The 21,246-nt window shown below is 51.7% G+C and carries 19 protein-coding genes; all 19 read right to left on the bottom strand.

Annotated elements, in window-relative coordinates:
* Positions 1-8: 8 nt before the first annotated feature.
* The gene (gene tilS / locus D9742_RS03310; protein WP_130235984.1) at positions 9-1,304 is read right to left on the bottom strand and encodes a tRNA lysidine(34) synthetase TilS; all 1,296 of its coding nucleotides are present in this window, start codon (positions 1,302-1,304) and stop codon (positions 9-11) included.
* 63 nt (positions 1,305-1,367) lie between these two features.
* Positions 1,368-1,757: a VOC family protein gene (locus D9742_RS03305; RefSeq protein WP_130235971.1), complete on the bottom strand. Its 390-nt coding sequence runs from the start codon at positions 1,755-1,757 to the stop codon at positions 1,368-1,370.
* A gap of 164 nt (positions 1,758-1,921) precedes the next feature.
* Positions 1,922-2,176: a DUF4282 domain-containing protein gene (locus tag D9742_RS03300; RefSeq protein ID WP_130235970.1), complete on the bottom strand. Its 255-nt coding sequence runs from the start codon at positions 2,174-2,176 to the stop codon at positions 1,922-1,924.
* 223 nt (positions 2,177-2,399) lie between these two features.
* Positions 2,400-3,359: an acetyl-CoA carboxylase carboxyl transferase subunit alpha gene (gene accA / locus D9742_RS03295; RefSeq protein WP_064524979.1), complete on the bottom strand. Its 960-nt coding sequence runs from the start codon at positions 3,357-3,359 to the stop codon at positions 2,400-2,402.
* A 12-nt stretch (positions 3,360-3,371) separates the two neighbouring features.
* Entirely contained in the window at positions 3,372-6,854 is a 3,483-nt protein-coding gene (dnaE, locus tag D9742_RS03290; protein ID WP_130205034.1) for a DNA polymerase III subunit alpha, read from the bottom strand.
* Between the two features lie 36 nt (positions 6,855-6,890).
* Entirely contained in the window at positions 6,891-7,487 is a 597-nt protein-coding gene (gene rnhB / locus D9742_RS03285) for a ribonuclease HII (protein ID WP_130235969.1), read from the bottom strand.
* Complete coding sequence (gene lpxB, locus D9742_RS03280; protein WP_130235968.1) at positions 7,484-8,632, bottom strand: lipid-A-disaccharide synthase; 1,149 nt, start codon at positions 8,630-8,632, stop codon at positions 7,484-7,486. Before lpxB ends, rnhB begins: the two co-directional genes overlap by 4 nt.
* Entirely contained in the window at positions 8,632-9,420 is a 789-nt protein-coding gene (lpxA, locus tag D9742_RS03275; protein ID WP_130076121.1) for an acyl-ACP--UDP-N-acetylglucosamine O-acyltransferase, read from the bottom strand. Before lpxA ends, lpxB begins: the two co-directional genes overlap by 1 nt.
* 3 nt (positions 9,421-9,423) lie before the next feature.
* Positions 9,424-9,879 carry a 3-hydroxyacyl-ACP dehydratase FabZ gene (fabZ, locus tag D9742_RS03270; protein ID WP_000210739.1) on the bottom strand — a complete coding sequence of 152 codons (456 nt, stop codon included), beginning with the start codon at positions 9,877-9,879 and terminating at the stop codon, positions 9,424-9,426.
* A gap of 104 nt (positions 9,880-9,983) precedes the next feature.
* The gene (gene lpxD / locus D9742_RS03265) at positions 9,984-11,009 is read right to left on the bottom strand and encodes a UDP-3-O-(3-hydroxymyristoyl)glucosamine N-acyltransferase (protein ID WP_001139282.1); all 1,026 of its coding nucleotides are present in this window, start codon (positions 11,007-11,009) and stop codon (positions 9,984-9,986) included.
* 3 nt (positions 11,010-11,012) lie between these two features.
* Positions 11,013-11,498 carry a molecular chaperone Skp gene (gene skp / locus D9742_RS03260; RefSeq protein WP_000758956.1) on the bottom strand — a complete coding sequence of 162 codons (486 nt, stop codon included), beginning with the start codon at positions 11,496-11,498 and terminating at the stop codon, positions 11,013-11,015.
* Positions 11,499-11,619: 121 nt separating this feature from the next.
* Positions 11,620-14,052, bottom strand: coding sequence for an outer membrane protein assembly factor BamA (bamA, locus tag D9742_RS03255; protein WP_130235967.1), 2,433 nt, complete (start codon positions 14,050-14,052; stop codon positions 11,620-11,622).
* 29 nt (positions 14,053-14,081) lie between these two features.
* Positions 14,082-15,434 (bottom strand): sigma E protease regulator RseP, encoded by a 1,353-nt coding sequence (gene rseP, locus D9742_RS03250; protein ID WP_130217326.1) that lies wholly within the window; start codon positions 15,432-15,434, stop codon positions 14,082-14,084.
* 11 nt (positions 15,435-15,445) lie between these two features.
* Positions 15,446-16,303, bottom strand: coding sequence for a phosphatidate cytidylyltransferase (cdsA, locus tag D9742_RS03245; protein ID WP_130235966.1), 858 nt, complete (start codon positions 16,301-16,303; stop codon positions 15,446-15,448).
* Positions 16,304-16,315: 12 nt separating this feature from the next.
* Positions 16,316-17,074 (bottom strand): (2E,6E)-farnesyl-diphosphate-specific ditrans,polycis-undecaprenyl-diphosphate synthase, encoded by a 759-nt coding sequence (ispU, locus tag D9742_RS03240; RefSeq protein WP_112014149.1) that lies wholly within the window; start codon positions 17,072-17,074, stop codon positions 16,316-16,318.
* Between the two features lie 188 nt (positions 17,075-17,262).
* Positions 17,263-18,459, bottom strand: coding sequence for a 1-deoxy-D-xylulose-5-phosphate reductoisomerase (ispC, locus tag D9742_RS03235; RefSeq protein ID WP_130235965.1), 1,197 nt, complete (start codon positions 18,457-18,459; stop codon positions 17,263-17,265).
* A 92-nt stretch (positions 18,460-18,551) separates the two neighbouring features.
* Positions 18,552-19,109, bottom strand: coding sequence for a ribosome recycling factor (gene frr, locus D9742_RS03230; protein WP_000622418.1), 558 nt, complete (start codon positions 19,107-19,109; stop codon positions 18,552-18,554).
* A 291-nt stretch (positions 19,110-19,400) separates the two neighbouring features.
* Positions 19,401-20,126 (bottom strand): UMP kinase, encoded by a 726-nt coding sequence (gene pyrH, locus D9742_RS03225; protein WP_000224573.1) that lies wholly within the window; start codon positions 20,124-20,126, stop codon positions 19,401-19,403.
* Between the two features lie 146 nt (positions 20,127-20,272).
* Positions 20,273-21,124 carry a translation elongation factor Ts gene (gene tsf / locus D9742_RS03220; RefSeq protein WP_000818112.1) on the bottom strand — a complete coding sequence of 284 codons (852 nt, stop codon included), beginning with the start codon at positions 21,122-21,124 and terminating at the stop codon, positions 20,273-20,275.
* Positions 21,125-21,246 lie beyond the last annotated feature (122 nt).

Below are 21,246 nucleotides of genomic sequence, written 5' to 3'. Positions count from 1 at the left end.
TTCATTGACTAACCGTTTCTCTGCCAGACAAAACTTACGCCATTGTCACCTTCAGCCACACCGTCTTGCGTCATAAAAACTCCTGCCGCCGCAATCAGCGTTTCGCCATAAAATAGCAGTGGCGTGGTGTCACGTAGCCACGGCGGCACACCCAGCTCTTGCCAGATTTTCTTCAGCTTACGTCCGCCGTTGCGCCCGACAATATGTAGCAATCCTGGCGCTTTAAAACGTACGCTGACCGCTTCGTCTGCACGTGGAGGGCGAATTTCCCCGCCCGCAGTAAGCTGCACGCTACCCAGCCCCGCAGGTAATTCCAATGGCTGCTGCCACGTCTGCCACGGCACAATAGTTTCGCTTTGCCCAGTAACAGATTTAATCCACCACAGTTGCGACTGATAGCGGCGGATCTCAAACGCGCCAAATCGCAAGCAAGGAGAAGCATCTTCACGCGCCAGCGCCACTTCCTGCCAGATCCGCACCAGTGCATCGCGGGAAGGCATTGGTGCATTCAACCCTGCCAGCCAGCGGCGGATAATCGCCGCGCGACGGGCATCGCTCATTGCCACCATTGGCGCAATATTTAACGTTCCCTGTTGTGTTTGACAGTGCGCTAAATCATCCGCCAGCAGTTCATCCAACAGGCTCTCTTGTTCAGCACAAAGTGCGGCGCTGCGGGCCGTTGCTTCGGCAAAATGCGGCCAACGCTGCTGCAATAACGGCACCACGCGCAGGCGCAGGAAGTTACGATCGTAGCTATCATCCTGATTACTTTCGTCTTCAATCCAGCGTAAACCATGTGCCACCGCCCACTGCTCCAGTTCTCCCCGCGTGCGGGCGAGTAACGGGCGGATAAGCCGCGTTCCGGCAAACTCCGAGACTTCCGCCATAGCCGAAAGCCCGGCAGGGCCGCTACCACGTTTAAGCGCCAGCAGAAAAGTTTCACATTGATCGTTGAGATGTTGCGCGGTGACCAGCACTTCACCGGGCAACAAGGTGCGGGCAAATGCCTGATAACGTGCCTGCCGCGCCTGGGCCTCAATACCTAGCCCCTCTTGCGCAAGCTGCACGCGCTCAACCACCAGCGGCACCTGCCACTGCTGGCAGATATTTTCACAATGTTTCACCCAGGCATCAGCATTGGCGCTTAAACCGTGATGCACATGTATAGCGCGCAAAGTGGCGTCCGGATTTTCAGTCCGCCACTGCACCAGTTGATGCAGTAAGACAGTAGAATCAAGGCCGCCGCTAAAGGCCACCAGAATCTGGCGTGAGAGGAGAAGTTGTGTATTCAATGTGAGTGTCATGATGCGCAATTTTACAGTAGCGATGCCCGGCACGTTACCGGGCAAATGCGGTAATGACAAGCCTTACTGCTCATACAGTTCCAGCGGCAGTCCGTCAGGGTCGTTAAAGAACGTGAAGCGTTTTTGCGTGTATGGATCGACACGTATCGCTTCACATTTCACGTTATTGCTTTGCAGGTGTGCCACTGCAGTATCGATATCATCAACGCTAAAAGCCAGATGGCGCAGGCCGCAGGCTTCCGGTCGGCTGGGTCTTTCCGGCGGGAACGGAAATGAGAAAAGCTCAATCACGTACTGCCCGTTAAGCGCCAAATCCCCTTTCCACGAATCGCGCTCTTCACGATAGACTTCGCTTTGCAGCGTGAAACCGAGAATATCGCAGTAGAAAGCTTTGCTCACCGCATAATCCGTCGTAATAATCGCAATATGGTGAACCTGTTTTAAACCCAACATAGAATCTCCTGCATTGATATGATCCGCACGTGCATCGCTATATATTGATAATACGCACAAATTACAGGAAAGATGAATCAGACATTTACACTGAATTTAAAACAACATCTCAAACGCCTGTAATAGCGGTTGAGATGCGGCTTGGTGAGGCGCTTTGCGGGGGATTACTCTGCGCTATTCTTGCTAACACTCTCGGCAATGCGGCGCAAATATTCGTTATTCTTAAACGCGATCATAATTAATTCAAAAGTCATACGACAGCTAATAAGACCAATAATGGTATAAACTAACCCCAAGATAATGTTTCCGCTAAATATGGAGAAGACACCGCCTATCAGTGTCAGCACCATAGCCAGCCAGTAAAAAAACACCAGTACACTCGGCATAAGAAGACGATCAAATCCTAAAATTGCTTTCATATTTTATCCTTAAAAATTCTATAAGCCTGATAAATTTATATTATTTTTAACCACTGTGTATATTGGTATATACCTCCGAAATCGGAGTTATCAACGTGAGTTCAAGAATTTTATGGCTGGGGAAAGCGAAAGTAAGATTATCGAAACGTATTTATAAGATGACTAAATAAACTACATACAAAAAAAGGGTCACCGAAGTGACCCTTTTCAGAACATTTGCTGATTACGCGTAACCGTAGCTCATCAGGCGCTGATAACGACGATTTTTTAAATCTTCAGGGCTTAACACGTCAAGATCGGCCAGATCCGCCAGCAGCTGTGCTTTCAGAGACGCAGCCATCGCTTCCGGGTTACGGTGAGCGCCACCCAGCGGTTCCGGGATAATGGAGTCAATCAGTTTCAGTTCTTTCAGGCGCGGAGCAATGATACCCATCGCTTCAGCCGCCAGCGGCGCTTTATCGGCGCTCTTCCACAGAATGGACGCACAACCTTCCGGCGAGATAACGGAATAGGTGCTGTACTGCAACATATTCACTTTATCGCCCACGCCAATGGCCAGCGCGCCGCCAGAACCACCTTCACCGATAACGGTACAAATAGTCGGTACACTAAGGCGAGACATTTCACGCAGGTTGCGCGCGATGGCTTCAGACTGACCGCGCTCTTCTGCGCCCACGCCCGGATAAGCTCCAGGAGTGTCGATAAAGGTGATGATTGGCATCTTAAAGCGTTCAGCCATTTGCATCAGGCGCAGAGCTTTGCGGTAACCTTCTGGTGCTGGCATACCAAAGTTACGGCGAATTTTTTCTTTGGTTTCACGACCTTTTTGATGACCAATGATCATCACCGGACGACCGTCAAGACGGGCGATACCACCGACGATAGCTTTGTCATCTGCATACGCACGATCACCAGCCAGTTCGTCAAATTCATCAAATGCCAGGCGAACGTAATCCAGGGTATAAGGGCGCTGTGGATGGCGTGCCAGTTGGGCAATCTGCCATGCGCCGAGATCGGCGAAGATTTTACGTGTCAGTTCTACGCTTTTTTCACGCAGACGATGCACTTCTTCATCGATGTTAATATCCAGTTTCTCGTCCTGACGGCTAACCGCAGTCAGAGAATCGATTTTCGCTTCCAGCTCTGCAATCGGCTGTTCAAAATCAAGGAAATTCAGACTCATAGTATTCCTGTATTAGTCAAACTCCAGTTCCACCTGCTCCGAACCAATGAGGCCACGGAGATCGTTTAATAAACGATCGCTCGGAGAGACACGCCACGTCGCGCCAAAACGCAACCGCGCGCGTGCATCCGCCCTCTGATAGTAGAGATGTACTGGAATTGTCCCAGAGCGGTGGGGTTCCAGAGACTGACGGAGTCGGTTTAAAAGCTGGTCATCAATTTGCCTGTCCGTCAGCGAGATAGCAAGCCCGCGAGCATATTTTTCCCGGGCTTCGTCAATATCCATCACTTCGCGAGCGGTCATTTTAAGCCCACCGCTGAAGTCATCAAAGCTGACCTGTCCGCTGACGATAAGTATGCGGTCTTTTTCCAGCAATTGCTGGTATTTATCCAGGGCGTCAGTAAACAACATCACTTCCAGGCGCCCGGAACGGTCATCCAGCGTGCAGATACCGATACGATTGCCGCGCTTGGTGACCATAACCCGCGCGGCAACAACGAGCCCCGCAGCCGTGGTGACTTTACCACGTTCTGTCGGGTGCATGTCTTTCAGCCTTACGCCTCCGACATAACGCTCAATCTCTTTTAAATACTGGTTGATAGGGTGTCCCGTCAGGTACAGACCTAACGTTTCACGTTCCCCATCTAACACCACCTGCTCCGGCCACGGTTGGCAGCTGGCGTAGGATTGTTCAATTTGTTCCGGCTCTTCGGCCAGCACGCCGAACATATCAGCCTGACCGATGGCTTCCGCTTTCGCGTGTTGATCTGCCGCTTTTAACGCATCGCCCAGCGAGTTCATCAGCGCCGCGCGGTGTGGCCCAAGACGGTCAAACGCCCCGGACATGATCAGTTTTTCCAGCACTCGCCGGTTTAACTTTTTGGTGTCGGTACGGGCGCAGAGATCAAACAGTTCGCGGAAGTAGCCGCCTTTATTACGGGCTTCGATGATCGCCTCAATCGGACCTTCACCTACCCCTTTGATCGCGCCAATACCATACACGATTTCGCCGTCGTCGTTGACGTGGAAATGGTAAAGACCGGAGTTTATATCTGGTGGCAGGATTTTCAGTCCCATCCGCCAGCACTCATCCACCAGGCCCACCACCTTCTCGGTGTTGTCCATATCAGCGGTCATTACCGCCGCCATAAACTCTGCCGGATAATGCGCTTTCAGCCATAACGTTTGATATGACACCAAAGCATAGGCCGCAGAGTGCGATTTGTTAAATCCGTAACCCGCGAATTTCTCCACCAGGTCGAAGATTTTCATCGCCAGTTCGGCGTTGATCCCGTTCTTTTCTGCACCTTCAGCAAATACAGAACGCTGCTTCGCCATCTCTTCCGGCTTTTTCTTACCCATCGCACGACGCAGCATATCCGCGCCACCGAGGGTATAACCAGAAAGCACCTGGGCAATCTGCATGACCTGTTCCTGATACAGGATGATGCCGTAGGTTGGCTCCAGTACCGGTTTCAGGCTTTCATGCTGCCACTGTACGTCCGGATAGGAGATCTCTTCGCGACCATGTTTACGGTCGATAAAGTTATCCACCATCCCTGACTGCAACGGACCAGGGCGGAACAGTGCCACCAGTGCGATCATATCTTCGAAGCAGTCAGGTTGCAGACGCTTGATCAGGTCCTTCATGCCGCGCGATTCAAGCTGGAATACCGCCGTGGTTTCCGAGCGTTGCAGCATGTCGAAGCTTTTCTTGTCATCCAGCGGGATCGCGGCGATATCCAGCGGCGGCTCGCCATTCTTCGCCCGCCGCTTGTTGATCATCTCCAGTGCCCAGTTGATGATGGTGAGCGTACGCAAACCAAGGAAGTCGAACTTCACCAGTCCGGCGTATTCAACGTCGCTTTTATCAAACTGGGTGACCGGATGTTTGCCCTCTTCATCGCAATAAAGCGGCGCAAAATCGGTAATTTTGGTCGGCGCGATAACCACCCCACCGGCGTGCTTACCGGCGTTACGGGTGACCCCTTCCAGCTTGCGCGCCATGTCAATCAGCGCTTTAACTTCTTCATCAGCTTCGTAGATTTCCGGCAGCTGCGGCTCGGCTTCAAACGCTTTCGCCAGCGTCATCCCCGGATCGGGCGGGATCAGTTTCGAGATACGATCGACAAAGCCGTACGGATGCCCCAGCACGCGGCCTACGTCGCGGATCACCGCTTTCGCCGCCATCGTACCGAAGGTGATAATCTGCGATACCGCATCACGACCGTACATGTCCGCTACGTGTTCGATAACCTGATCGCGTTTCTCCATACAGAAGTCAACGTCGAAGTCAGGCATGGAGACACGTTCCGGGTTAAGGAAACGTTCGAACAGCAGGTCAAATTCCAGCGGATCGAGGTCGGTGATTTTCAGCGCGTAGGCCACCAGTGAACCCGCACCGGAGCCACGGCCTGGCCCTACCGGTACGCCGTTATCTTTCGACCACTGGATAAATTCCATAACGATGAGGAAGTAGCCCGGGAAGCCCATCTGGTTGATAACCTGAAGTTCAGTCTCCAGACGTTCGTCATATTCCGGGCGGCGCTTAACACGTTCTTCCTCATCAGGGAATAAAAAGGCCAGACGCTCTTCCAGGCCCTCTTTTGCACGCTTGACCAGATAATCTTCGGTGCTCATGTCCCCGGTCGGGAACTGCGGCAGGAAGTATTCACCAAGACGCACAGTTACGTTACAGCGTTTGGCGATCTCAACGGTGTTGGCAAGGGCTTCTGGGATGTCGGCAAACAGCTCGCACATCTCCTCTTCGCTACGCATATATTGCTGCGGCGAATAGTTACGCGGGCGTTTAGGATCGTCGAGGGTAAAGCCGTCGTGGATCGCGACGCGGATTTCGTGTGCGTCAAAGTCGCTGCTGTCGATAAAGCGCACATCGTTAGTCGCCACGACGGGCAAACCGCGCGCTTCCGCCAGTTCCACCGCCGCGTGCAGATAGCTTTCTTCATCCGGCCTGCCGGTGCGGATCAGCTCGAGAAAATAGCGATCCGGGAAGTGTTCTTCATAAAACGCGACACACTCATCTACCAGCGCGCTGTTACCACGCAAAAGACTGCGTCCGACGTCGCCCATGCGCCCGCCGGAAAGAAGGATCAACCCTTCGTTTAATTCGATAAGCCAGTCGCGATCGATGATCGGCCCGGCGGCACCGTACCCGCGCTGATACGCTTTTGAGATCAGCAACGTCAGATTCTGATAGCCGGTATTGTTCGCAGCCAGTACCGTCAGGTGGGTTAACTCATCACCCAGCAGGTCGCACTGGACGTTAAAATCTGCCCCGACGATAGGCTTAATCCCTGCGCCATGTCCCGCTCCGTAGAACTTCACCAGACCGCAAAGGTTGGTGAAATCGGTGATCGCCAGTGCTGGCATACCCAACGCCGCCGCCTTTTTTACCAGCGGCGCGGTTTTGGCCAGGCCATCGATCATCGAGTAGTCGCTGTGCACCCGCAGGTGTACGAAACGTGGTTCAGACATCTTCAGATTCCGGTTTACTTAATCTCGACACAAGAATCAGGACGCAAGTCCCAGTGCGCGTTTGACTGGCCCAAAGCTGCGCCGATGATGTTCGGTCGCGCCGTGTTCAGCCAGTTTTTCCAGATGAAAAGCGGTTGGATACCCTTTGTGTTGGGCAAAACCATATTGCGGGAAAACAATATCCAGCGCGGCCATTTCAGCGTCACGCGTCACTTTCGCCAGGATAGACGCGGCACTGATTTCCGGTACGCGGCTATCGCCTTTCACCACTGCCATCGATGGCATCGGTAATTTCGGACAGCGGTTACCATCAACCAACACATATTCCGGCGCAATATGCAGCCCTGCAACGGCACGCTGCATAGCCAGCATAGTCGCGTGTAAAATATTCAGCTCATCGATTTCATGAGGTTCCGCGCGGCCCAGACTCCAGCTTAATGCCTTCTCTTTGATCTCTTCACAGAGCTCCAGACGGCGTTTTTCACTTAGCTTTTTGGAATCATTCAGCCCAACTATCGGACGCGCCGGGTCGAGGATCACGGCAGCGGTAACGACCGCGCCAACCAATGGCCCGCGCCCAACTTCATCCACACCCGCAACCAGGTTTGTGTGCGGATAGACAAATTCGATCATTGTGCTAACTCCAGAACGGCTTGTGCCGCCTGCTCATCGGCATTGCAGCGGATCTGCTGATGCAGTTCGCGGAAGGTATCGTGCATCGCGTGGCTGGTTTTCCCGTTCGCCAACAGCGGTAACAGCGCCTCAGCCAGTTTTTGCGGCTCACACTCTTCCTGCAATAGCTCTTTGACTAACTCTCTGCCCGCCAGCAGGTTTGGCAGAGAGACATAATCGGTTTTCACCAGCCGCTTCGCCAGCCAGAAGGTGAAAGGCTTCATGCGATACCCCACCACCATCGGGCATTTCGCCAGCATGCACTCCAGTGCTGCCGTACCCGACGCCAGTAGCGCCGCATCGCTGGCAACCATCGCCTCACGGCCCATCCCATCCAGCAGATGAACCGAAAGATCTGGCGCAACTTCCGCTTTGATACGCTCAAACTGCTCACGGCGTTTGGCATTTACCAGCGGTACCACGATCTCCAGATCGGGGTACCGCTGGCGCAAAAGCTGGCCCGTTTTCAGGAAATCGGCGCTAAGCATCTCCACTTCCGCCCCACGGCTGCCAGGCAGCAACGCCAGACAGTGGGCATCGTGAGGGATACCCAGCACATCACGGGCGGCGTTTTTATCTGGATCTAACGGCATGGCATCAGCCATCGTGTGACCGATAAAACGGCACGGCACATTATATTTGTCATAAAACGCTTTTTCGAAAGGCAGAAATGCGAGCACCAGATCGGTGGCTCTGCCTATTTTGAAAACGCGTTTCTGTCGCCACGCCCAGACGGACGGACTGACATAATGAATGGTTTTGATACCCTGCTTTTTAAGGCTACCTTCGAGGGTAATATTGAAGTCAGGCGCATCAATGCCAACAAAAACATCTGGCTTTAGTTCACCAAAACGCTTTGTCAGATCGGCACGAATATGCAGTAAGCGACGCAGACGACCGAGCACTTCAACAATGCCCATCACCGCCAACTCTTCCATTTCGTACCAGGCTTCGCAGCCTTCAGCCTGCATTCGTGGCCCGGCAACGCCAACAAAGCGGGCGTTGGGCACACGTTCTTTCAGAGCGCGGATTAAACCGGCCCCCAGGATATCGCCGGAGGTTTCTCCGGCGACCAGGGCAATCGTTAATGGACGCTGTTCAGTCATTAACGAATCAGACCGCGCGTTGAGCGTGCAAAGAAATCGGTAAAAGCTTTCACTTCCGGATACGTTTCCGCCAGTTCAGCAATTTCCGGTTTCACTTCATCGAGCGTTTTACCGCTACGATAAATTAGCTTATACGCATTGCGGATAGCGGTAATCGCCTCGCGGCTAAATCCGCGGCGCTTCAGCCCTTCGATATTGACACCGAACGGCGTTGCGTGGTTACCCTGCGCAATGACATAAGGAGGGACGTCCTGCGCCACACCGGAGCAGCCGCCAACCATCACATGCGCACCAATGATGCAGAACTGATGGACTGCGGTCATGCCGCCGATGATCGCGAAGTCGTCAACCGATACGTGACCCGCCAGCGTTGCGTTGTTGGCGAGAATACAGCGGTTACCTACCGTACAATCGTGCGCAATGTGCGCGTTGATCATCAGTAAGTTGTCGCTGCCCACCTTCGTCAATCCACCGCCCTGGACTGTGCCACGATGAATGGTGACGCTTTCGCGAATGCGGTTACGATCGCCGATTTCCACACGGGTCGGTTCGCCAGCATATTTCAGATCCTGGTTAACTTCGCCGATGGTGGCGAACTGATAAATCTCATTATCGCGGCCAATTTTAGTATGACCATTCACGACAACGTGAGATTTCAGTACGGTACCCTCACCAATTTCGACATGGGGTCCAACGATACAAAAAGGACCAATGTGGGCGTTGGCGCCAATTGACGCGCCCTCTTCCACAATGGCGGTTGGATGCACAAAGGCGGATTTATCAATCACGTATCAGGCCTCCCGGCTACGAGCACACATCATCGTTGCTTCGCAAACTACTTTACCGTCGACCAGAGCAACCCCTTTAAAACGGGTCAGGCCGCGGCGCGTTTTTTCGAAAGTGACTTCCATGATCATTTGATCGCCAGGCACGACCGGGCGCTTGAAGCGCGCTTCGTCAATACCAGCGAAATAGTACAGCTCACCCGGTTCCAGTTTTCCTACGCTTTTAAACGCCAGAATACCTGTTGCCTGTGCCATAGCTTCCAGAATCAGCACACCCGGGAAAATCGGTTTTCCAGGGAAATGGCCCTGGAAGAATGGCTCATTGACAGAGACATTTTTTACTGCGCGCAGAAAACGACCTTCTTCAAAATCCAGCACGCGATCCACCAGTAAGAACGGGAAACGGTGCGGCAGAAGTTCTAAAATCTCTTCAATCTGCAGAGTATGAGTGTTAGTAGTCAAGATACTCTTCCTGTCAAAATATAAGAAACGACAATAATAACACGGCCTGCCGCAATCGTAAGAATGAGACAGGCCGTAAAGTTTGGCGAACAAAAGATGGAACGTTAGTCTTGTTGATTAACCTTGCGCTCAAGCGATTTCAGACGCTTGCTCATGTCATCAATGTTCATCACCAGTGCAGCGGTTTTGCGCCAGACTTTGTTGGGTTGCAGCGGAATGCCTGAGGAATAGACGCCTGGTTCAGTGATGGGACGCATCACCATACCCATGCCCGTAACCGTCACTTTGTCGCATATTTCCATATGCCCGTTGATTACGCTGGCTCCGCCGATCATGCAGTAACGACCAATTTTCAGGCTGCCCGCCATAATGACGCCACCGGCAACCGCCGTATTGTCGCCAATCACGACGTTATGTGCAATCTGGCACTGGTTATCAATGATCACGCCATTGCCAATAACCGTGTCATCCAGCGCGCCGCGATCGATGGTTGTGCAGGCACCGATCTCCACGCGATCGCCAATAATTACGCGACCAATCTGTGGGATCTTCACCCAGTTACCACGATCGTTGGCATAACCAAAGCCGTCTGCGCCTACCACTGTTCCGGACTGGATCAGGCAATTCTGACCGATCTGGATCTCATGGTAAATGGTTACGTTCGCCCAAAGACGCGAACCTGCACCGATTTTGCTGTTTTTACCTACGAAGCAACCGGCACCGATAATCACGTTATCGCCCAGTTCAACGCCGGACTCAATCACCGCGTTAGCGCCAATCGATACGTTGTTACCCAGCTTCGCCGTCGCGTCGATCACCGCACTGGGTGCAATGTTCTGCGCGGGCTGCGGCGTGGTATCTAAAATTTGCGCCATGCGCGCGTAAGTCAGGTAGGGATTCTTCACTACCAGCGCGGCACTTTTCGCGAAAGGAAGATCGTCCTGGGTCATGACAACCGCGGACGCCTGGCACAAGCCTAAATGCTCACGGTATTTTGGGTTAACCATGAACGTAATGTGACCTGTTTGTGCAGATTGCATGGACGCAACGCCGGTGATGACGATATCGCCATCACCGTGTAGTTCTGCATCCAACTGCTGCGCTAAATCAGCCAGTCGAATTGAAGGCATTACTTATTTAACCTGTTTCAGTACGTCGGCAGTGATGTCTTTTACATCGCTGCTGTTGTAAGCAACGGCGTTTGCATCAACAACCAGATCGATATCCTGGCTGTTGGCAACGGATTTCACAGCAGTCTGGATACGAGTAACCAGTTTACCGCGTTCTTCGTTGGAACGACGTGCGCGATCCTGCTCAAAAGCCTGCGCTTTCTGAGCAAAAGTCTGGCGCTGAGCCATCACGTCTTTTTCCAGCTTAGTGCGATCGCTGCCGGCTTTCATGGACTGCAGCTTTTTCATTTTAGCTTGCAGATCGGTTTCCATACGCTGCAGTTCGCTGGCACGGCCTTTGAACTCATTTTCCAGCGTGTTAGAAACACCGGTTTTCTGTGCTACCTGCTGAAACAGGCTGCCCATATTGACGATTGCAATTTTGTCAGCCGCCTGAGCAGAAGTTGCCAGTGCTAAACCCAAACCTGCTGCTAATAACCACTTTTTCACAATAAACTCCTTACCATCCCATTTGCACCGGAAGGTGCAGTTCTTTGCGTGGCCCGGCGATCTTATCGAGATCGCCTAAAGTCATCGCTACACTACCACTACATTCCTTTGTGGAGAACACTTACCAGGTTTTACCAATGTTAAACTGGAACTGTTCTGCCTTGTCTCCATCGTACTTTTTGAACGGCTGGGCGTAGGAGAACACCAACGGCCCCAATGGGGACATCCATTGTAATGCGATACCCGCAGACATACGGATATTGCTTGGATCACTATAGTCCGGATATCCAGAGTACTGACTTGAATCCCAGTTAGTATCCCAAACGGTACCCATATCCCAGAAGAAGGAGGTACGGACCGAGTTGGCATACTTGTCGCTAATGAACGGCGTCGGGGTGATTAATTCCAGGCTGGCAACCGCCATAGCGTTACCCCCGATAGCATCATCCGATTTACACAGGTCGGTAGCACCATCCTGAGTTGCACATTCATAATCGTAGTCCGGATCATAATCACTGGCCTGATGCGGGAAGTAAACCGCTTTCGGACCGATGGTATTGGACTGGAAGCCACGCACAGTGCTGGAACCACCGGCATAGAAGTTTTCATAGAACGGCATTTCTTTGCCGCCTAAACCATCGCCATAGCCCCAACGAGTACGACCCAGAACAACCCATTTGTGATCGTCGTCGATCGGCACATAGGTCGCCGTGTCTAACGTCACTTTATAGTATTCGTTATCCGATCCCGGAATGGTCACTTTACCGGTCAGGTTGACACGGGAACCATCCGTCGGGAAGTAACCACGGTCGAGCTTGTTATAGGTCCAACCATAGTTGAACGTGAAGTCGTCCGTTTTGAAGCTGTTATCCTGATCAGAGGTGTTTGGATGTTCACCCATAGAGTAGAGATAACGCCACATCGCAACCTGCGGCTGCATGTTGGACAGGGAGTTATGGACATAACCCAGACCTGCACGCAGCGAGTTATATTCGTTGATCGGGAAGCCCAACGTTACGTCTGTACCATAACTCTTGTTGGTATAGTCGGACAGGTCGGCGTCATCTGCCTGGAAGTCATTATAGAAGACACGACCGCCAAGGCTTACACCATCTACAGTGAAGTACGGGTTGGTTACCGACAATTCAGCATAAGTCTGGTAATCGTTTTTGGTACCGTTGATACCAACAGCATAACCGGTACCTAACCAGTTATCCTGCTGCACGCCAGCCTGGAAGCTCACACCACTTTCAGTACCGTAACCAATACCAAAGTTGAAGCTACCGGTGTTGCGCTCTTTCACCTTGTAGACCACATCAACCTGGTCCGGGCTACCCGGAACACGTTGGGTATCGGTATCAACCGTTTCAAAGAAGCCCAGACGATTCAGGCGTTCTTTACCCTGATCGACCAGATCGCTCCCCAGCCATGCACCTTCCATCTGACGCATTTCACGGCGCAGGACTGCATCTTTCGAGGTGTCGTTACCTTCAAAACGGATCTTACGTACATAGAAACGGTTACCCGCATCAACGTTCACACGTAATTTAACGGTTTTGTCGGCGTCGTTGATTTCAGGCATCGACTGCACGCGCGGATAGGCATAACCGTAGCGACCGAGAAGTTTTTTAATGTCATCTTCCATTTTGGTCACTTTGGTGCCGTTATACAGCTCACCTGGCTCGATCTTAGTCAACTGTTCAATTTCCGCAGAGTGCCCGGCAAGGTTACCGCTCACTTCAACGCCAGAGAGTTTGTACTGATCGCCTTCGGTGATGTTTACCGTGACGTAGATACCTTTTTTATCTGGAGTCAGACTGACCTGGGTAGAGTCGATGTTGAAACGGGCATAACCGCGATCCAGATAGTAACTGCGCAGGGTTTCAAGGTCGCCCGCCAGTTTCTGTTTCTGATATTTACGATCGCCTACCACGTTCCACCACGGCACTTCGTCACGCAGCTGGAAATGAGAGATCAGTTCGTCGGTGGTGAAAGCATGGTTACCAACAATGTTGATTTGCTGGATTTCAGCTGACACACCTTCCTGGAACACCAGTTTTAGGTCAACACGGTTACGCGGCAGTGGGGTCACGACAGCTTTTACGCTGGCGCTGTATTTACCGACGCTGTAGTAGAAGTCTTCCAGACCTTTCTCGATATCGGCAATGGTGGTGCGATCGAGAGATTCGCCCACACGCACGCCAGAAGCCTCGAGGTTTTGCTTCAGCATGTCATCTTTCACCGATTTATTACCGGAGAAAGTAATGCTGGCAATGGTCGGACGTTCTTTTACCTGAACCAGAAGGGTATCACCATCACGAAGGACGCGAACATCCTCAAAGTTGCCGGTAGCAAACAGAGCGCGAATGGTATTACTGATATCTTCATCATTAACCGTGTCGCCTGTGCGCACCGGCATACTGAGGAGGGCCGCACCAACGGCGACACGCTGAAGGCCTTCGAAATGAATGTCTTTCACTACGAACTCTTCAGCACCGTATACGGTGGCGCTGCTAAACAGCAGCGACGCTATGAGCAACTTTTTCATCGCCATCGTTATTATGCGTTCTTCCTAACTAACTCTCATAACCGAGAGAAATCATTGAAAAGTGCAAGCCCCATTAACAGCACCAGCAGAATCGAGCCAATGCGATAACAAAAGTCTTGAACCCGCTCGGATACCGGTCCGCCCTTGATCTTTTCGATCGCAAGGAACAGCAGATGCCCCCCGTCAAGTACGGGCAACGGAAACAGGTTAATTATCCCTAAGTTCACGCTAATAAGCGCAAGGAACGGCAGGTAATAAACAACCCCGAGTTCCGCTGTCATCCCAGCCCCCTTGGCGATAGAGATCGGCCCACTGAGGTTGTTCAGTTTCACATCACCGGTGATCAATTTTCCCAGCATACTGACCGTCAGCTTCATCAATTGCCACGTTTTGTCCGTGGCCTCAACGATGGCGTTGAACGGCCCATACTGGCGTACAACTTTATACTCGTCTGGCAAAGGAATGACTTTCGGCTCAATGCCGGCAAAACCAATCGCTTTACCCTTACCCGGTTTGCTCTCCGGGATTAATGTCAAAGACAAGGGACTCCCCTGCCTTTCGATATCTAACGCTAGCGGTTTATCCGGGTTATCCCGGACAAGCATCACAAACGTCAGCCATTGCGTTAATGGCTGACCATCGACTTTAACGATCCTGTCGCCCGCTTGCAAACCCGCCTTACTTGCCGCTGAGTTTGGTGACACATTTTCCAGTACAGGTTCAATTTGCGGCCCACGAGGGCGAATACCCAAAGAAGATACCGGATCTTCCTTATCAGGCTCAAACGCCCAGTTTCGCAAATCAAGCTTTACATCTCGTCGTTGATCGCTGCCAAAAGGTGCCACCGTAAGGGTGGTACTTTCGTCGCCGATTTTGTCAACCAGTTGTAAGCGCACGGCATCCCAATCAGGCGTTTCGATACCATCTACAGCTTTTAGTTCCGTGCCAGGTACAATTTGTGCTTGTGCAGCAATCGAGTTGGCTGATATTTCACCAACAACCGGGCGAACGCCGGGAACACCAATGATAAAAACCAGCCAGTAAGCAAAGATAGCAAAAATGAAGTTTGCAACCGGACCTGCGGCGATTATCGCTGCACGCTGGCCAACAGTTTTATTGTTGAAGGCATGGTGACGAAGTTCCGGAACAACCGGTTCTGCGCGTTCATCCAGCATTTTGACATAACCGCCCAGGGGGATCAGGGCGATGACATATTCGGTGCCGAGTTTGTCGGTGCGGCGCCAGAGCGCCTTACCAAAACCTATTGAGAAACGCTCAACGCGAACACCACAGCGCCGGGCAACCCAGAAATGACCAAATTCATGCACGGTGATAAGCACACCCAGTGCAACGATGAACGAAGCCAAATCCCAGAGAAAACTCAGCATAATACCTTCCGTTAAAGCGTCCTGAATACCAGCAACAACAGGCAAGCAAAGACCGGCACCGCAGCCGTCAGGCTATCAATACGATCTAAAATACCGCCGTGTCCTGGAATTAAATGACCGCTGTCCTTAATTCCTGCTTCGCGCTTAAACATGCTCTCAGTTAAGTCGCCGAGCACAGAGGCTAACGCTGCGACAATGGAGCAAATGAGTAAGGTGACGGGTGCGACGTCGAGATTCGCCCACATACTGTAACCCCATGAGATTACTGCTGCGGTCGCGAGTCCGCCAATAAAACCTTGCCAGGTTTTACCCGGAGAAACCTTCGGTGCCAGCTTATGTTTGCCAAATAATTTGCCAAACATATATGCCCCTGAGTCAGCTCCCCAGACCAGGATCATGACATAGAGCAGCCATATCGCGCCACTGTAATGATTCTCGTCATAGTGCCACGCACGTAACGTCAGCATGCCCCAAAAGAAAGGTACAATGGTTAATACACCGAAAATAATGCGTAACGTTTTAGAGTTGCGCCAGATTGCCGCCGAACCGGGGTAAAATAGCACTAATAATAACGCAACAACCCACCAACCAAGTGAAGCCCAAAGTGAGACTTCAACCAGTGGTTGATGAATATTCCGATGATATTCCGGCAATAGAAAAAGCATCAGCGCCAGCAATAACCCGCACAGCACCGCCAGCCATACCCGCTGCGAGCGAGTAGTAAAACCGCTAAGCTGTCCCCATTCCCACGCCGCCAGCATACAAACTACCAGCGTAACAATGGCGAACCCCACCGGCGGCAACAAAAACAGCGCCGCGATGACTACGGGTATTAAAACAAAAGCAGATATCAGGCGATACTTCAGCAAAAGCGACCCCCATCAGGCTGTTTCATCACCGGGCTCGGTGCCGCCGAAACGACGCTCACGATTAGCAAAGGCATTTAACGCCCCTTCAAAGTCTTGTTCATCGAAATCGGGCCAAAGAACATCTGTAAAGTAAAGTTCGGCATAGGCAATTTGCCAAAGCAAAAAGTTACTAATGCGATGCTCCCCCCCAGTCCTAATAACTAAATCTACAGGGGCCAGTTCATGCATACAGACATGCTGGTTAAGCATCTCTTCATCTATCTGATCCGGTTGCAGGTTTCCTTGCTGCACCTTTTCAGCCAGTTGCCTGACTCCCTGGGCAATATCCCAACGTCCACCGTAGTTCGCCGCAATATTCAGCGTCAGACCGGTATTCCCGGCAGTTAACGCTTCAGATTTACGAATACGTTCTTGCAAACGCGAGTTAAAGCGACTGGTATCGCCAATAATACGCAGACGCACGTTATGTCGGTGCAGACTTTTTACTTCGCTATCAAGCGCCCACACAAACAGTTCCATTAACGCACTGACTTCCTGCGCTGGTCGGTTCCAGTTTTCACTACTAAAGGCATACAGCGTTAACGCCTCAATACCGTTGTTGGCCGCAAAAGAGACAGCCCGGCGGACGGATTTTGCCCCGGCTTTATGCCCAAAGGCACGAATCTTCCCTTGCTTTTTTGCCCAGCGACCATTGCCGTCCATAATGATCGCAACATGGCGACAGCCATGCGCTGGCAATTTTTCGCTAAGTGGTTGAGTAGCAGACAACATCACGCGTTTTTTATTCCCTGACAGGGTTTACGGTACTCAGGAATACTGAAGCCTATACAAAAAAAAGCCGTGTAAAACCACGGCATATCTGACCTTATAAAGCCAACTACTTACGATCAGATGGCGCAGACTATATCACTGAAGCCCTACGCTAACAAATAGCACGACTCTCTGTAGCCGGATTATCCTCAGCTTGCGAGACGCATCACCTCTTTTCTGGCGACCTCTCGCGCACTGGCATCGACAGACAACACATCGTCCACACATTGTGGTTCGCGCATATCCATTTTTTCCAGCACGGATAAATTCAACGCGGCGATATCCGTAAAGCGAATTTGTTGCGCAAGAAAGGCTGCAACGGTGATTTCGTTTGCGGCATTCAATGCGGTCGTCGCTGCCTGGCCTTGTTCGAACGCATCCATCGCCAGTTTCAGGCATGGATAGCGATCATAATCCGGTGCGGCAAATGTCAACGCGCTCAGTTTGCAAAAATCGAGCGGCTTCACGCCAGAGTTCACACGATTCGGCCATGCCATGGTGTGGGCAATTGGCGTACGCATGTCGGGTTCGCCCAGTTGCGCCAGAACGCTGCCGTCCTGATAACGCACCATCGAGTGAATCACTGACTGCGGGTGAATCAGCACTTCCATCTGGCTGGCGCTGGCGTTAAACAACCAGCGCGCTTCAATGTATTCCAGACCTTTGTTCATCATGGTAGCCGAATCGACGGAAATTTTACGTCCCATCGACCAGTTCGGATGACGGCATGCTTGATCGGGCGTCATTGTTGCCAAATCGAGCAAGGGCGTCTCACGGAACGGGCCACCAGACCCGGTAAGTAAAATGGACACCACGCCATTTTGCTCAAGGTCAGCGTATCCCAGATTATGCTGGATAGGTTGCGGTAAACTCTGAAAAATGGCGTTGTGTTCGCTATCGACCGGTAATAACTGTGCTTTACTCTGCTTTACTGCGTCCATAAACAGACGTCCGCAGGTGACCAGTGATTCTTTGTTTGCCAGCAGGATGGTTTTACCGGCGCGTATCGCGGCAAGAGTAGGTAACAAGCCAGCAGCGCCGACAATCGCCGCCATCACCTGATCAACATCTTCAAGCGCTGCCATATCACAAGCTGCCTGCTGACCACTTAAGACTTCGGTGCGGCTACCCTGTTGCTGTAGCATCGTTTTAAGAAGTTTCGCACTCGCTTCATCGTCCATAACAGCATAGCGCGGAGAGAACTCCAGGCACTGTTCTACCATGCGAGTGACATTTTTGCCTGCCACCAGCGCAACTACGCGGAAGTGTTCGGGATTATGGCGCACCACGTCCAGCGTGCTGCAACCAATCGAGCCGGTCGAGCCCAGAATGGTGAGTTGCTTCATGAAACATCCAGAGTTGAGACAGAATAAAAAGCAAAACGCCGCCAGCCGATCCGCAAGGATCTACTGAGCGGCGTTTTTTGTCGTTCAAGAAATCAGAACTGCATCAGTTCTGCTTCTTTGTCTGCCAGCGCCGCTTCAATTTTCTTGATTGCAGCATCAGTCAGTTTCTGTACATCGTCCTGAGAACGGCGATCGTCGTCTTCGCTGATCTCTTTATCTTTCAACAGTGCTTTCACTTTGTCGTTCGCGTCACGACGCACGTTACGTACTGCAACACGCGCTTGTTCTGCTTCACCACGAACGATTTTGGTCAGATCTTTACGACGTTCTTCCGTCAGCGGCGGCAGCGGAACACGAATGTCGCTACCCGCAGAGTTCGGGTTCAGGCCGAGATCGGACGCCATAATCGCTTTTTCAACGGCCGGAGACATTGAACGATCAAACACGTTGATTTTCAGAGTACGGGAATCTTCTACCGTTACGCTTGCCAGCTGACGCAGCGGCGTTGGCGTGCCGTAATATTCCACGACAATGCCATCCAGCAGGCTGGGAGAAGCACGACCCGTGCGTATTTTGCTGATTTGGGTTTTGAACGCCTCAACGCATTTGTCCATGCGTACTTCAGCATCTTTTCTGATATCGCTAATCACGTTACGAATCCTTGAAAACTTGTCTCAGTCAGACCAGACAGTCACACACAGTGGAAGTGTGCTAAGTATAGCCCTGATTAAACATATTACGGGTAATCGTCTGGATTATTAGGCTATTTTATTTGCCATTTTGGCCCCGGGCAGTGCTCGCAATCCTCACGTACTTTTGTACGCTCCGGTTGCTGCGCGCTGGCCGTGACCAGACTGCCTACAACAATAACGCCTCATAACCAGACTTACGCCCCCGCGATACTTATGCGGAATCTTACCCTTATTTATCCATCACGGGAATTATTCCGTGATTAATGTTCCTTCTTTTTCACCCATTACCACACGGCGCAGCGCACCCGGTTTGTTCATGTTGAAAACACGAATCGGTAATTTGTGGTCACGAGCCAGCGTAAAGGCCGCCAGGTCCATGACTTTCAGTTCTTTTTCCAGCACTTCGCTGTAAGTCAGCTGCTCATACATAGTTGCAGTTGGATCTTTCGCTGGGTCAGCGGTAAACACACCATCAACTTTGGTCGCTTTCAGCACCACATCAGCTTCAATTTCGATACCACGCAGGCACGCTGCGGAGTCGGTGGTAAAGAACGGGTTGCCCGTACCAGCGGAGAGAATAACCACACGGTTGTTGCGCAACAGGCTGATAGCTTCTGCCCAGCTGTAACTGTCGCACACGCCATTCAACGGAATAGCGGACATCAGACGAGCGTTCACATAGGCGCGGTGCAGTGCATCACGCATTGCCAGACCATTCATTACGGTAGCCAGCATCCCCATGTGGTCGCCCACAACGCGGTTCATACCCGCTTTCGCCAGACCAGCGCCACGGAACAGGTTACCCCCACCAATCACCACACCAACCTGAATACCCAGTTCAACCAGCTCTTTGATTTCCTGAGCCATGCGATCCAGTATGCTTGCATCAATACCGAAGCCTTCCGTGCCCTGCAGAGCTTCGCCACTCAACTTAAGCAGAATGCGTTTATAGACGGGTTTTGCATTGGTAGCCATGTTTCTTTCCTGAGACTGTCAACGATTGAAATGAATTAATACCAGCGACATTGTACGTCGCTTTTCAGCGCCGCCCCATAAGGGTTAGCTGAATTTACAAGATGGGCGTAAAAAGAAGCCGCCCTCAGGCGGCTCCTTTTCGATAATTAAGACTGCTTGGACATCGCAGCAACTTCTGCTGCAAAGTCAGTCTCAACTTTCTCGATGCCTTCACCTACTTCGAAGCGGATGAAGCCAGTCACTTCAGCGTTATGCTCTTTCAGCAGCTGACCAACAGTTTTTGCCGGTTCCATAACGAACGGCTGGCCGGTCAGAGAAACTTCGCCGGTGAATTTCTTCATGCGGCCTTCAACCATTTTCTCTGCGATTTCTTTCGGCTTACCAGACTGCATCGCGATGTCCAGCTGTACCTGGTATTCTTTCTCTACCACTTCAGCGGATACGTCTTCTGGTTTGATGAATTCTGGTTTGCTTGCAGCAACGTGCATAGCGATGTGTTTAACCAGCTCTTCGTCAGCGCCTTTAGCAGCAACCAGAACGCCGATACGCGCACCGTGCTGATAAGAACCCAGAACGTCGCCTTCCAGCGCAGCAACGCGGCGAATGTTGATGTTTTCACCGATTTTCGCTACCAGTGCAACACGCTCTTCTTCGAACTGTGCTTTCAGAACTTCAACGTCAGTGATTTTGCCAGCTACAGCTGCGTCCAGAACTTTGTCTGCGAACGCCTGGAAACCAGCGTCTTTCGCTACGAAGTCAGTCTGGCAGTTAACTTCCAGAATGATGCCGTAGTTGCCGTCGATTTTGGTTTTGATCACGCCGTCAGCAGCAACGTTGCCTGCTTTTTTCGCTGCTTTGATAGCACCGGACTTACGCATGTTTTCGATTGCCAGCTCGATGTCGCCGTTAGCTTCAGTCAGTGCTTTTTTGCAATCCATCATGCCTGCGCCAGTACGCTCACGCAGCTCTTTTACCAGGGATGCGGTAATTTCAGCCATTCTAAAATCCTCGGAGATGTGATCTGCCCGGCATTAAACCGCACAGATATAAAAGTGAAAAAGGGGGCCATATGCAGGCCCCCTAACCAAACGTGTACTACCTGGTCTATAAGGGCTCTCCC

It is taken from the genome of Escherichia sp. E1V33 (assembly GCF_004211955.1).
GTDB lineage: Bacteria > Pseudomonadota > Gammaproteobacteria > Enterobacterales > Enterobacteriaceae > Escherichia.
Note: the sequence above shows the minus strand (reverse complement) of the source record. Positions and strands in the feature narration are given on the sequence as shown.

What these genes read in the sequence shown, in the direction of transcription:
- tilS (WP_130235984.1), bottom strand. Translation starts at nt 1,304, where the DNA reads ATGACACTCACATTGAATACACAACTTCTCCTCTCACGCCAGATTCTG.
- D9742_RS03305 (WP_130235971.1), bottom strand. Translation starts at nt 1,757, where the DNA reads ATGTTGGGTTTAAAACAGGTTCACCATATTGCGATTATTACGACGGAT.
- D9742_RS03300 (WP_130235970.1), bottom strand. Translation starts at nt 2,176, where the DNA reads ATGAAAGCAATTTTAGGATTTGATCGTCTTCTTATGCCGAGTGTACTG.
- accA (WP_064524979.1), bottom strand. Translation starts at nt 3,359, where the DNA reads ATGAGTCTGAATTTCCTTGATTTTGAACAGCCGATTGCAGAGCTGGAA.
- dnaE (WP_130205034.1), bottom strand. Translation starts at nt 6,854, where the DNA reads ATGTCTGAACCACGTTTCGTACACCTGCGGGTGCACAGCGACTACTCG.
- rnhB (WP_130235969.1), bottom strand. Translation starts at nt 7,487, where the DNA reads ATGATCGAATTTGTCTATCCGCACACAAACCTGGTTGCGGGTGTGGAT.
- lpxB (WP_130235968.1), bottom strand. Translation starts at nt 8,632, where the DNA reads ATGACTGAACAGCGTCCATTAACGATTGCCCTGGTCGCCGGAGAAACC.
- lpxD (WP_001139282.1), bottom strand. Translation starts at nt 11,009, where the DNA reads ATGCCTTCAATTCGACTGGCTGATTTAGCGCAGCAGTTGGATGCAGAA.
- bamA (WP_130235967.1), bottom strand. Translation starts at nt 14,052, where the DNA reads ATGGCGATGAAAAAGTTGCTCATAGCGTCGCTGCTGTTTAGCAGCGCC.
- rseP (WP_130217326.1), bottom strand. Translation starts at nt 15,434, where the DNA reads ATGCTGAGTTTTCTCTGGGATTTGGCTTCGTTCATCGTTGCACTGGGT.
- ispU (WP_112014149.1), bottom strand. Translation starts at nt 17,074, where the DNA reads ATGTTGTCTGCTACTCAACCACTTAGCGAAAAATTGCCAGCGCATGGC.
- ispC (WP_130235965.1), bottom strand. Translation starts at nt 18,459, where the DNA reads ATGAAGCAACTCACCATTCTGGGCTCGACCGGCTCGATTGGTTGCAGC.
- pyrH (WP_000224573.1), bottom strand. Translation starts at nt 20,126, where the DNA reads ATGGCTACCAATGCAAAACCCGTCTATAAACGCATTCTGCTTAAGTTG.
- tsf (WP_000818112.1), bottom strand. Translation starts at nt 21,124, where the DNA reads ATGGCTGAAATTACCGCATCCCTGGTAAAAGAGCTGCGTGAGCGTACT.